This is a genomic window from Oceanispirochaeta sp., from assembly GCF_027859075.1.
GTDB lineage: Bacteria > Spirochaetota > Spirochaetia > DSM-2461 > DSM-2461 > Oceanispirochaeta.
The window spans coordinates 1-11641 of record NZ_JAQIBL010000164.1 but is presented as its reverse complement, the minus strand read 5'-3'; the positions used below and the strand labels follow the sequence as shown (position 1 = coordinate 11641).

At 41.5% G+C, this 11641-nt stretch carries 12 protein-coding genes; 6 read left to right on the top strand and 6 right to left on the bottom strand.

The features are described 5' to 3' along the window. Positions 1 to 209 precede the first annotated feature (209 nt). On the top strand, positions 210 to 818 hold the full coding sequence (locus PF479_RS09245; RefSeq protein ID WP_298005332.1) for a phosphoribosyltransferase: 609 nt from the start codon (positions 210 to 212) through the stop codon (positions 816 to 818). Positions 819 to 905: 87 nt separating this feature from the next. Here PF479_RS09245 and PF479_RS09240 read toward each other — a convergent pair whose 3' ends face one another. After that, a complete protein-coding gene (locus tag PF479_RS09240; RefSeq protein WP_298005327.1) occupies positions 906 to 2162 on the bottom strand; it encodes a hypothetical protein in 1257 nt (418 codons plus the stop codon). 9 nt (positions 2163 to 2171) lie between these two features. Beyond that, on the bottom strand, positions 2172 to 2822 hold the full coding sequence (locus PF479_RS09235; RefSeq protein ID WP_298005324.1) for a hypothetical protein: 651 nt from the start codon (positions 2820 to 2822) through the stop codon (positions 2172 to 2174). Positions 2823 to 2909: 87 nt separating this feature from the next. Here PF479_RS09235 and folD point away from each other — a divergent pair, with 87 nt between their 5' ends. The 4 genes from folD to PF479_RS09215 are packed head-to-tail and all read left to right on the top strand — an operon-like array spanning position 2910 to position 7189. Beyond that, complete coding sequence (folD, locus tag PF479_RS09230) at positions 2910 to 3788, top strand: bifunctional methylenetetrahydrofolate dehydrogenase/methenyltetrahydrofolate cyclohydrolase FolD (RefSeq protein ID WP_298005321.1); 879 nt, start codon at positions 2910 to 2912, stop codon at positions 3786 to 3788. A gap of 44 nt (positions 3789 to 3832) precedes the next feature. Beyond that, complete coding sequence (locus tag PF479_RS09225; RefSeq protein WP_298005318.1) at positions 3833 to 5845, top strand: LCP family protein; 2013 nt, start codon at positions 3833 to 3835, stop codon at positions 5843 to 5845. 11 nt (positions 5846 to 5856) lie between these two features. Then, a complete protein-coding gene (locus tag PF479_RS09220; protein ID WP_298005316.1) occupies positions 5857 to 6201 on the top strand; it encodes a hypothetical protein in 345 nt (114 codons plus the stop codon). Then, complete coding sequence (locus PF479_RS09215; protein ID WP_298005313.1) at positions 6155 to 7189, top strand: SPOR domain-containing protein; 1035 nt, start codon at positions 6155 to 6157, stop codon at positions 7187 to 7189. The genes PF479_RS09220 and PF479_RS09215 overlap by 47 nt, the downstream gene beginning before the upstream one ends. On the opposite strand, the gene PF479_RS09210 is transcribed toward PF479_RS09215, so the two are convergent. Both PF479_RS09210 and PF479_RS09205 read right to left on the bottom strand, forming a co-directional pair. Continuing rightward, the gene (locus PF479_RS09210) at positions 7167 to 8675 is read right to left on the bottom strand and encodes a pallilysin-related adhesin (protein WP_298005310.1); all 1509 of its coding nucleotides are present in this window, start codon (positions 8673 to 8675) and stop codon (positions 7167 to 7169) included. The genes PF479_RS09215 and PF479_RS09210 overlap by 23 nt on opposite strands. Positions 8676 to 8682: 7 nt before the next feature. Then, the gene (locus PF479_RS09205; protein WP_298005307.1) at positions 8683 to 9504 is read right to left on the bottom strand and encodes a DHHA1 domain-containing protein; all 822 of its coding nucleotides are present in this window, start codon (positions 9502 to 9504) and stop codon (positions 8683 to 8685) included. 31 nt (positions 9505 to 9535) lie between these two features. Here PF479_RS09205 and PF479_RS09200 point away from each other — a divergent pair, with 31 nt between their 5' ends. Continuing rightward, complete coding sequence (locus PF479_RS09200; RefSeq protein ID WP_298005305.1) at positions 9536 to 10150, top strand: NTP transferase domain-containing protein; 615 nt, start codon at positions 9536 to 9538, stop codon at positions 10148 to 10150. A gap of 23 nt (positions 10151 to 10173) precedes the next feature. Here PF479_RS09200 and PF479_RS09195 read toward each other — a convergent pair whose 3' ends face one another. Then, positions 10174 to 10707: a hypothetical protein gene (locus PF479_RS09195; RefSeq protein ID WP_298005302.1), complete on the bottom strand. Its 534-nt coding sequence runs from the start codon at positions 10705 to 10707 to the stop codon at positions 10174 to 10176. A 346-nt stretch (positions 10708 to 11053) separates the two neighbouring features. After that, a partial coding sequence (locus PF479_RS09190; protein WP_298005299.1) for a deoxynucleoside kinase occupies positions 11054 to 11641 on the bottom strand: 588 nt, incomplete at its 5' end.

The window sequence follows — 11641 nt, the reverse complement described above, 5'->3', positions numbered from 1 at the left end:
ATGATCGGGTGGTACTTGATTGCAGGTACCATAGTCTATTTGGTTGAACCGCCGTATACCGAACGGTACGTACGGTGGTGTGAGAGGCGGGAATCTATAGATTTCCGCCTACTCGATTTATAATGCTATAATCTGGTATAATCTTTTTCCTGAGAAACCAGATTTTTATCAGACTGATCCCGGTTAAAAATATTTAAAGAGAGACTTATATGAACAAAGTATTCATTCCTTTTGACCAAATTCGAAACAATGCTCTCAAACTGGCTTATGAAGTTTATAATACCGGGTTTATTCCCGATGTGATCTATATCCCCCTCCGGGGTGGGGCTTATATGGGAAATGTATTCAGTGAATTTTTTAAAATTGTCCGGAATGGTGAGCGTCCTGTTTTTTACGCTGCTGTTGTTGCCCGATCTTATACAGACATACATCAGCAGGACCGTGTGATGATTGACGGCTGGACCTATAATCCTGAGCATCTGAGACATGGTGACAAGGTTCTTTTTATTGATGATATATTCGATTCAGGAAAGACCTTGAATCATCTGGTAGAGGTAATTCTGGAGAAGGGGATTCCCCGGTCCGATGTGAAGGTCGCCGTCCATGATTATAAGGATGTGAAGTATAAGGAGCACCTTCCAATCCAGCCGGATTTCTATTGCAATAAGTATGAGATAGAAAAAGTGGATGACGAGATGTGGATTCATTATATGAGCCATGAACTGATAGGCCTGACAAAAGAAGAACAGCAGCACCAGTATTTAGATAAAGAACCGGGTCTGCAGCATATTTTCGACTTTATAAATAATCAAAAATAGACAAAGACAATCTGTCGTGACAGACGAATAAAAAAAGCCTTCCAGAATTCGGGAAGGCTTTTTTTATTGATCAATTATCATGTTGGATTATTCTATGTACCAGATCCTTGCATCATCACTCTCAGAGTATTTATTCATCCATAGTCCGTTGGAGCTGGTGCTTGTATATATTTTATTTCTTACCTTATCGTAAAGAATATCCATAATGGTGGAATTCGTCAGATCGGTACTCTTATAGTTTGTATCCAGTGCAAAAGTATTTCCCTGGATGGCGATGCTGGATGGATCAGTCATATCGATCTCATAATAGCCGTCCCCATTGTAGTAGGACGAGCTGCCATCCTGGACGTCTCCTCTGGTTCCCACCAGTATTGTTTTGTCTTGAACATCCGAGATATCTGCAAACCCACTGAATTGAACATCACTTTTTCCAGGAAGACTCAGCCAGGGTCCACCGGAGAGACTATACAATATTGGGTGCACATCGGACTTTGTTCTTGTGGATATAAAAAGGGCAGAATATTTTTCAGAATAATAGAGTCTGTTGTAGGAATAAGCGTCATCCATGGATATTTCAGAAAAAGAGGATGGGCTATTGGTGGCCTTAAAAAGCTTTCCCGCTGCATAGGAGTCGGCACTACTGCCGGCTTCATTGAGGATCAGGTAAGTATCTCCACCGGCACCTGTGCTCACAATGTCTTTGATCAGAAAAGGAAGAGTCATCCCGGGCAGGCTTATCTGATGGGCAGCATCCAGTCCGCTGGCCGAGGGATAATCACCGGAGGGAAAATAGAATAACTCGGTGTCTTCAATGCTGGAACTGTCACTGGACTCGGTATTCCAGGATCGGTTAACCCGTGAAATATATAATCCGTCATCAGTATAAAAAAGAGACATATCATAAAAAAAATAATCATCGCTCCCCGGACCGTCTCTTCGGGTGTAACTGAACACTTCATTGAGGACGCCACTGACAGAATCCATATACATCAGTGCTGATTTTGAATCTCTATCATCGTCTATGAGTGTCGCATAGAGTCTCGTACCAAAGGTCGCTATGGAGCTGACAACCACATGAGTGGAAAATCCATCGGGTATTGAAACAGCAGCCCAGGGATTCTGCTGTGTACCAGCGGTGCTGTACCAGAGTTGTTTTCCATGAGTGATATAGGTCTCGGTTCCTGCTGCATCTTTATAGATCAGTATCTTGTTAACAGGTGTGTCAGGTTTGAAGTTGTTTGTGTCCCTGATTTCCTCTTCATTTTCCAGAGTATAAAAAATAGCCGTTCCTGAACAGCTTAATATAAGGATCAAAGTCAGGGGGATGAATAATAGTTTTTTCATTAATTCCTCTTAAAAGTGATAGACTGCCGAAAGGGAGACATCCATGAAATTACCCAGTCTGTTGAATTCCCTTTCTCCCGGATAAATCTGAGGAACCCACCAGTAAGTTACATTGGTTCCAAAGGCCCAATTGGAATTGAAGTTCCAATAAAAACCGGCTCCGGGTTTGAGGATCATTTCAACATTGAAGCTTTCCAGATAGGAGGTCATATTGATACCTGCACCTATATAAAGGGGCACAGTAAAAAGATTGCTCTTGAACTGTAATTCATAGGTTCCCCTGAAGGTTATGGGGATCATATAAAAATTATGACTATTGGGACTTCCGGCAAACATAGCCCCGATTTCCATGCCCAGCTGAATGTTATTATTCAGAAAGGCTCCATAATAGAGTGCTCCTGTTCCGCCCAATGACAGATTTGTCGAGGTGAAGGCATCCGAATCGCTCCAGCTCAGATTGGGATTGTTAAAATACAGTGGAATGAAAAGGCCGGCGCTAATTCCAAAGACCTGATCTCCGAGTGTATGATATTCAATTCTGGTTTTGGCAGGCTTTTCCTCTTCAGCTGTTTCTTCAGCATACCCAGGCATTGAAAAAAATATAAAAATCAGCATAAATAGAAAATACAGGGATGAGACAAAGGGGTGCTTTTTATTCAATTGTATTCCTCATTCTCAAAATTTGTTTGATAATATCATAGTAACAACAAAGCTTCAACGAGGTTACTACAAGGAGAAATCATTAATATGGCTATAATTATAGATGGAAAAGAGGTCGCAGCCAATCTGAGAGAAAATTTGGCAATCAGAGTCGCTGAAATGAACAAATCCGGAGTCATCCCTGGATTGGCTGTTGTGCTGATCGGTGATGATCCAGCCAGCAGATCCTATGTTTCAGCAAAAGAGAAAAGTTGTCATGATCTGGGCATGTACTCCAGGGATATCAGACTTCCGGAAGATACCAGTGAAAGTTCTTTGCTAAAGCTTATTGATGAATTGAATCAGGATAGGGAAATTGACGGAATTCTTGTTCAATTACCTTTACCAAATCATATAAACGAGCAGAAGATCATCGTTGCCATCGATCCCTCCAAGGATGTAGATGGCTTTCATCCCATGAGTGTGGGGAAAATGATCCTGGAACAGGATACTTTTCTTCCCTGTACACCCCATGGAATCTTGAAATTGCTGGAATACTCTCATATATCACCCAAGGGCAAGAATGTCGTTATTGTCGGACGGAGTAATATTGTGGGAAAACCACTGAGTAATCTTTTATTTCAAAAGCAGGCCTGGGGAAATGCCACTGTGACGATCTGCCACACGGCAACACAGAACCTCAAAGAAGAAACTTTGAGAGCTGACATTCTGATCGCTGCTGCCGGACGGCCGGAAATGATAACCGGAGACATGATCAAACCAGAAGCCGTCGTGATAGATGTCGGTGTGAACCGGGTAGAAGACAGCAGTAAAAAGAGAGGTTACAGACTCGTGGGGGACGTCGCTTTTAATGAAGCCTGTGAAAAAGCATCCTATATCACCCCGGTTCCCGGGGGAGTAGGGCCAATGACCATTACAATGCTGCTTTTTAATACTGTAAAATCAGCAGAAGCCAGACTTTCCTAAAAGAGAATTAAAACTATTGAAACCGGAGACGACAATTAATTACTATGAAACATAAAGTACTAATCACCTTGATCTCGACTCTGATACTCTTCTCATTTGTGTTAACAATCTTCATTCAGAACAGAAGATGGACCGGGAAAATTGTCAATTATGAGAATCAGATGCTTCTGAATCAGGAGGAGTTGGCGGAGTTGAGGAATATTCAGGAATTACTGAAGCAAAACTCTATTCAAGTCAGAATGTATATGAATCTTCCGGTTCTCTCTTTTGATGCAGAAAATGAAAACGAATCAGAAATTCCTGAATCCGGTACTTTTGAGCTGGCAGCCTATGATGCGGTCTCTTATTTACAGGAGCATAACAGCAAACAGGAACAGTTGAGAGTCTGCAGTTCTTTGCTGGGTGATGGGGATTTTATTTCACAATTGAATCAACTGGGGCTGAAATACAGAAAAACAAGCGGACTTAAGGGATTTCTGGAGAAAGGAAAGGACCCTTATTTTATCCTTGAGTATAGTGCAGATGAAAAAAGATTTTTCATACAGTCACAACTGGGAAATTCCGAAATCAGGAATACTTTGACATCCCGGGAGACAATTGCTTTTCTGCAGATTGAAAGCGGAAAAATGGATGTTCTTTATGATCATGTTGAAAGGCTGAATAATGAATTACTTCAAATCTATAGGGATCGGGAACTGAGAGAAGAACTGGGGGAGTTCAATATAAGCCTGGCCGACAGTGTTTTCTCAGGGAGAAACCGCAGTGTTCCTGTCTTAAGAATTGACAATTCCGAGCTCTTAAGGATTACAACGGATACGGAAGAGAGTCTTTTTACCATGGGGAACCTCAAGTTTAAGGATATTGAATCCCTGAAACAAGGTCTCCTGGATTACATCAGCCATAATGATATAAGAACGGCTTTTCAGCGTACCGATGATCTGGTGGAGCAGGAGATCAAAGATCTCCTTGCGGATCCAGCATTCAAACAAAGGCTGGCGGACCTCGGTTTTCATCCTGTCCTCCAGCCCCGGGAAGACAATGACTATATCTATTACGATTTTGTGGATGATCAATCCCTTCGTCGGGGAGCATTGGCTCTGCAGAAGGAATTCGGTGAAATATATCTGATGGATGGAGATGATATTCCTGTCCGGTCTTTGAAGACCTTCACAGGGAGTCATGAGCTGACATTTAATTATCAGCTGGAAGAGATGAACTCAGAGAATATCGCGGCAGACACATTTGTTCCGTCCCAGGGGTCAGAAACTTTCCTTCTAATCGGATCTCATGAACATAATGCGGATACCATGATTCTCCTGCACTGCGATAGCGAGAATTCTCAGATTAAAATGCTGAGCATTCCCAGGGATCTTTATTTTAACGGTCGGAAAATCAACTCGATCTACAGGCAGTATGGTCCTCAGCGGCTTACTTCAGAACTTTCTGATCTGACTGGACTGAGTATAACAAAATATATCGCCATCGATATGTATGCTTTTATCGATGTCGTCAACATTCTCGGGGGGATAGATGTCAGTCTGGATGAAGCTCTGGTCGATCCCACGTATAAAGTCATGGAAAATGGACGCTGGTCTACACTATACTATTCCGCCGGGACACACCACCTGGATGGCATCGCGGCTCTTCGAATTGCCCGTTCCCGTCATACCTCCTCTGATTTTGAGAGGGCTGTAAGGCAGCAGAAGGTCATTGCAGCTCTTAAGGATATAGCCGGAAATATGAGTATTACCGATATGAATACAATCTATGATTTGATCAGAACCACGGGGAAATACGTACAGTCAAATCTGAGTTCTGCCGATATGGTTAAGTACTTCCTGTCCTATAAAGATTATAAAATTACGGGTCAGCATGTCATGAATACAGATAATATACTGTATGCTAGTTATACCAATCTTTTTAGACTGACGGCGGAAGAGCAGGCGACGGCTCTTGAGGATGCATCTTTCTATAAAGGTGGTTGGATTGTTCTACCAAAAGAGAATGATTGGAGTATAATAAAAGCATATATTCGATCAGTTCTAACTTCATCCTAAAGGAGATTGTGATGCCTCTAAGGCTTGTGTGGTATATTTTAATTCTCATTTGTATTTTTACATTCATTGGATTGAATCTGGGAAACAGCTCAGATATCAATCTCTGGTTTACTGAGTCAGCCAAACTGAAGGATATTCCCATTTTTATCAGTTTTTTTGTAATGTATATCCTGGGAGCCATCTCGGTTCTTCCCTATGTCATAGGGAGTGGATTAAAAAAGAAGAAACTGATGAAACAGTTGAAAAGAGATAACTCTCTTGTTCCTGAAAAAATGGACAAAAAGACTAAAAGGATGCTGAAAAGAAAAATTGAAAACAACTCAGAATCCGATTCAGAGAATTCGAATTCGCTTTAAATTTGTATTCATCCTCCTCCTTTGCTTCTCACCCCTTATCCTTTGTGCTGATGATCTGTCAAAGGCTCAGGATCTTGAGAGAGAGGGGCGGTTTGATGATGCCAGGGAATACTATGTCCGCTGGCTTCATGATTCTAAAAATTCCGGGACAGCCAGTTTCGGGCGAATCCTGGTTCACACACTCCGGATTTCCGGATCCCTGAAGGATGATCTCCTTTTGGTTGAAGATTCTCTGAACAAGGTTTTATTGAAAGAGGATAAACTTGTTCTTATTGAGACCGCCCTTGTCCTGGCTGAATTGACTTCTGATCAGGAAAAAAAAAAGAAGTACCTCGATTTGCTGCTTGAGGCACAAGATGATCTTCCCGGCAGAGATAGTCCGGCTTTAACCCGCCTTGTATTTCAAGACGAAGTCCTATCTTTAAGAGACCTGGGTCTGGGAACTTCTCTCAGTGATTTACAGAAAAAAAACCAGTATGTAATGGCTTTGAGAAATCTTGAAGATGAACAGATTCTGATCTGGCTGGATAAGGTTCATAATGAATTTCCTGCTTTATTAAATGAGCCTGACTGGCTGTATCTGGTTCAACAGAAGCTCGCTCAAGGGGGGAAGGAAGATCAGGCTCAAAACTACCGTCAAATTCTGATAGACGAATTCCCTCAATCAATAGAAAGGGCTCTCTTAAAGAAGCAGCACATTTCTCTTCTCCCGAATCCACAATCCCTTTTGAAAGATCTATCAGTCTTTGAAACAGTTCCGGTTGTGGATGCTGAGGTTCAGAAGGTTCTAGTACAGGTAGGTGCCTTCCAGGATTATGATAATGCCCTTCAAATGAAAAGGGAAATTGAATCCAGGGGTGAACAATGCCGTATTGAGAGGGATGGAAATGTTCATAAAGTCATTATTATCAGCACAAATATTTCTGAGACAGAAAGGGTATTAGAGAGTCTGGGAATCAAGTGGTTCAGGATTCCCCGGATTCCTTGATTTCAATCTGTTCAAAATGGAGACTATCTCCCTGTTCCTGGTTGAATCCGGAGACAGTCAGCATACCCGGCTCCAGTGTCAGGGTTCTAATGATTCTTGTACTATCACTGGTAACATTGAAATCTGCTTTGTAGATGGATCGTTTTTCAAGATTACCGTTTTCTTTTTGATAGCGCATCTGGAGTACATTCGTACCGTACAGATTATAAAATGTAAGCACTCCCTTTCTGCTTTTTCCGTCAGTCGTTTTTTCGGTAAAGAAGGGATAATCAAGATACATTTCTATCCCGCGGCTGCTTTTAAACAGACCGCTGAGCTCCATCATTTCATCAGCAGGTTTGAGTATGTCATTGTGTATCAACCCCTGTTGAAAAGAGATACTGACTGGTTCATAGAATCCGCCCCATTCGGTCGTTCCCTGGATTTTGACTCGGATGGAATCCATGTCTTCTATGGTGATATAAATATCACGTCTCAGGCTTTTGATGAGCTGATTCTCGGATTGAATATAAATTCCTTTGAAAATTGTTCGGTAAGTATCACTCCACTCATAGATTTCCTGTACATCATCAACCGTAAATATAACCTGAGATTCCTCTGGATGAAAATAAAGGATCTCCTGCATAAAAGGCTGTTCTGTCTGGTTCAAGTCACTGACTCTAAACCAGGGGCCGCTTAAAAAGCCTTTGAAATCGTCAAGATTTCCTCTGTACAGTTTTTTAAGATTTTCTTCTCTGATAGTAACACCAGGAATTTTGGATACCGAAACTTGTTGATATTTAAATGCCGTACTATTCCATTTATATACAGTTTTAATCAGGTCCAGATCGTCTTCACTTTCATCACTGGCTTCAGTGATGATAGGAAAGCTTTCCCATGTCATCTGTCCGGATTTATAATTCTGAGACCTCTCTTCTGTTTCTATATCAATGGTGCCATTGACGGCTAGAGAGATAATTTCCCTGTATTTTAATCCTTCAGCTCCTCCCAGTGTTTGAATCCTGAATGCATCCAGGGTATGGAGACCTGCAATGTCAAAACCTGTGATCAGAACCTCATTCAGCTGATTTCCTGTAATATCCTGAATAAGGATGCTGAGTCCTTCCATATGGTCTACAAGGATGTCCTGCTCAAGGGCTGTCTGATAGCGCATGGTTTCGTTATTGTAGTCAGCTATATAGAGTTTCAAGTGAGAATCTTCATTTTCAGATTTACGAGTCAGAATTATCTGCTCTTCCTCTGTATCGTTGTCCAGATTTATATCCTGAATTTTCTGTGCATATTCATCAAGGGGCAAATCGATCATTGGGACCAGATAGGACATGTCATCAATCGCATTCTCTTTGTTTGATTCACTGATACTGTTGTCTTCGTATATGACGGGATTGATGACCCGGGGATTCCTATTCAGATTTTCCTCATTTTTATCACTGCAGGATATCAAAAGGAGAAATAACAGGGGTAGAATTAAATATCGACTCTTCATGTCGCTATTATGTAAATAAGGAAGCAAAGAATTCAAGCACCTCACGGCGAACTTCTTCTACGGATGTCTTCAATTTGAATCCGGCTGCCGTGGGATGTCCTCCTCCATGGAAATGGGAGACGATGGGAAGGCAGTCAATTTCGTTTTTGGTTCTGATGGAACAACGGGCCTGGCCTTCTGCATTTTCTTTAATGAAAATAGAGACTCTCACTTCATTACACTGTAAAGGAATATTGACGATTTCCTGGGACTCTTCGTATTTAGCACCCGACTCAAGGAGGGTCTTCCTATCCATATATTGATAGGCTACGTGATCATTAAAATGGAGAGACATGGTTGATCCTACCATGGTTCTCAGTTTCAGAGACTCCGTCGATTTACTCTCATAAAGATGGGAGTAAACAAAATTCGGCCTGGCCCCGTTTTTTACCAATTTGTGTGCAATATCAAATGTTTTTGCTGTTGTTTTGGGATATATGAAGGAACCAGTATCATACACAATGCCTGAGAACATTGCCTCATTCAGGACTCCTGAAAGATGTCCTATGTTATCCGGTTCCGTATCCATAACAATCAGTGTCTTCTCTGAGAGATTCCGGGGGAGCTTGTCTCCCGGTGTTATAAACTGGATTACATTATCAATATCCATATAACCGTACTTCTGCTCTGTGGCATCCGAATTCAGAATAATAACTTTTTTTTTCAAATATTTTAGTATGCTATACAACACAATTTCGGAACCGATCGCATCACCATCAGGTGCTTCATGGCTCGTTAGAATATAGTTATCCTCATGGATCAGATGCTCACAAATTTCTTTTAATGTCATATATATTATGTCCTTGTGTATAATATAAGCTATGAAATCTGAAAAATCTAACAGTGAAGTCCTTTTTACTGAAAAGAAAAAAATTGATGCTGTCTGTATTATTCCTGCGGCAGGACTCTCCTCCAGAATGGGCTGCTGGAAAGCTGAATTATTAAGCAAAGAAGGATTGTTTCTCATTGAAAAAGCTGTAATGACAGCCCGCGAAGCCTGCCGTGAAGTCATTGTTGTCGGAGGTTATCAATTCTCTTCCCTGAAGAAACTTATCACGCCCCATATTGATGTCCGTATTGTGGAAAACCGGGATTATAACAGTGGAATGCTGGGGTCTATTCAGGCAGGTCTGAAATATGTGAAGGATGATTTCTTTATCTTTCCTATGGATATGCCTTTGATCGTGCCGGAACATTTTTTCAGGATTTCAAAGATATGGGAGAAGGATAGAGTAACCAGACCCATTTATAGAAATATCCCGGGGCACCCGGTTGTTTTTCCTCAGGACTGGAAGGACAAAATACTGGCAATGGAGGGGATTTCTCTCAGGAAATCTATACAGTGGGAGGATCAGGATATGATTCCCTGGGAGGATGAATCTGTTATATTCGACATGGATTCTGAGGTGTTATATCAGGCGTATCTTAACTCCTGAATCACCTGAATCAGGGAAGAATCTCATAATGACAAGGCATACCCGGCCGAAAGAAGATAGGTCCATTTAGTTTTCAATCTGATGACTCTGGAATCATAGGAGGCACTCGTAAATTCGATGGTGTCCAGGCCGCCTCTGATTCCCCAGAAAACATGATGTTTCTCTTTTATCCTATACAGCATCTTCAGATTGACTCCTAATCCGAAGGAGAACAAGTGATTTGACATATTTTCATCCAGAGGGTCTTTGGAAAGAAAGGTATAATCGCCATGAAAACCTGCGGCAGGGAGAAATGTAATTCTCTGGATCCTGAGATTCCATCCAATACCCCCCATATAATCCAATGAAAAACCTCTGTTACTCTCTGGACTGGAAGATTCATAGCTTGATGTGAAGGGCATCAGTATGTTTACATCAGAGAAAAACCCCAGACGGTCACCTGTAAAACTGCTGTAATTCAATCCGGCTGAATTCAGAGAGTAGTGCAGGTCTTCAGAATGGGCCCCGGTCATCTCATCCACTGTTTTGAAATTCTGTGAAAAAGAAATCCCAGCCATATAAATATGCTTAATGTCTTCAAGACTTATTTCCTGGGAACTTATAAGGACGGGGAATAGAATCATTGAACTGATAAGCAACCATAGTCTTGCCATGCTTATGATATTAGACGGCAAAAGGTTTCTTTGCAATATATCGACTGTCTTTGATTTCTTAGGTGTGATGTAAAAAGAAGATCGTAAAAATCAAACGGGCAAAAAAAAGCCCGTAAGTCTGGACGTTGCACCTTACGGACCTGAAATAGCATATCTCCTTTCGGAGACATTGAAACTGTTGAACACAAAATGTGCTTCTAATATTATTTTCGGATTTCAGGCTGAATACTTAACTAAAAGTTGGTTTTTCTTAAAACAATTCTCCCTGGCCGTTCAGAAGTTTTTCCTTTATGTCCTGGATTATGCCGGTTAAATCATCTCTACTCCGGAGTATGTCAAATTCATTTATATTCAGAATCAGTTTTGAAGAGTCACTGTATGACTCGGTCCAATCGTCATACAGTTGGTTCAGCTGCTCCAGATAAGAGCGGGGAATGACCGATTCAAAGTCTCTGCCCCGCAGGGATATTCTTTCTACAAGTGCCGGTACGGATGCCTTTAGATAAACCAGCAAATCCGGTGGTTTCAGCAGGGATACGGCAATGGTGTACATCTTCCAGTATGTGTCAAAATCTCTTTTTGTTATCAACTCTTGCCGATAAAGATTCCGGGCAAAAATTTCTGCATCTTCGTAAATAGATCTGTCCTGAACCACATTTCCCTGCTGTTCCTGAAGTTCTTTGTGCATAGCCATCCTGTCACTGAGAAAAAAGAGCTGAGAGTGATAGGCCCATTGTTTCATGTCTTTATAAAAATCTTCCAGATAAGGATTTTCAGAAACAGGTTCGAAGTAGGGAGTCCAGGAGAGATTCTGGCAGAGTTCTTGGACCAGAGTCGA

Bases quoted from the DNA above. Each gene is read 5' to 3' on its own strand.
- PF479_RS09245 (WP_298005332.1), top strand. From the start codon at position 210: ATGAACAAAGTATTCATTCCTTTTGACCAAATTCGAAACAATGCTCTC.
- PF479_RS09240 (WP_298005327.1), bottom strand. From the start codon at position 2,162: ATGAAAAAACTATTATTCATCCCCCTGACTTTGATCCTTATATTAAGC.
- folD (WP_298005321.1), top strand. From the start codon at position 2,910: ATGGCTATAATTATAGATGGAAAAGAGGTCGCAGCCAATCTGAGAGAA.
- PF479_RS09225 (WP_298005318.1), top strand. From the start codon at position 3,833: ATGAAACATAAAGTACTAATCACCTTGATCTCGACTCTGATACTCTTC.
- PF479_RS09220 (WP_298005316.1), top strand. From the start codon at position 5,857: ATGCCTCTAAGGCTTGTGTGGTATATTTTAATTCTCATTTGTATTTTT.
- PF479_RS09210 (WP_298005310.1), bottom strand. From the start codon at position 8,675: ATGAAGAGTCGATATTTAATTCTACCCCTGTTATTTCTCCTTTTGATA.
- PF479_RS09205 (WP_298005307.1), bottom strand. From the start codon at position 9,504: ATGACATTAAAAGAAATTTGTGAGCATCTGATCCATGAGGATAACTAT.
- PF479_RS09200 (WP_298005305.1), top strand. From the start codon at position 9,536: ATGAAATCTGAAAAATCTAACAGTGAAGTCCTTTTTACTGAAAAGAAA.
- PF479_RS09195 (WP_298005302.1), bottom strand. From the start codon at position 10,707: ATGGCTGGGATTTCTTTTTCACAGAATTTCAAAACAGTGGATGAGATG.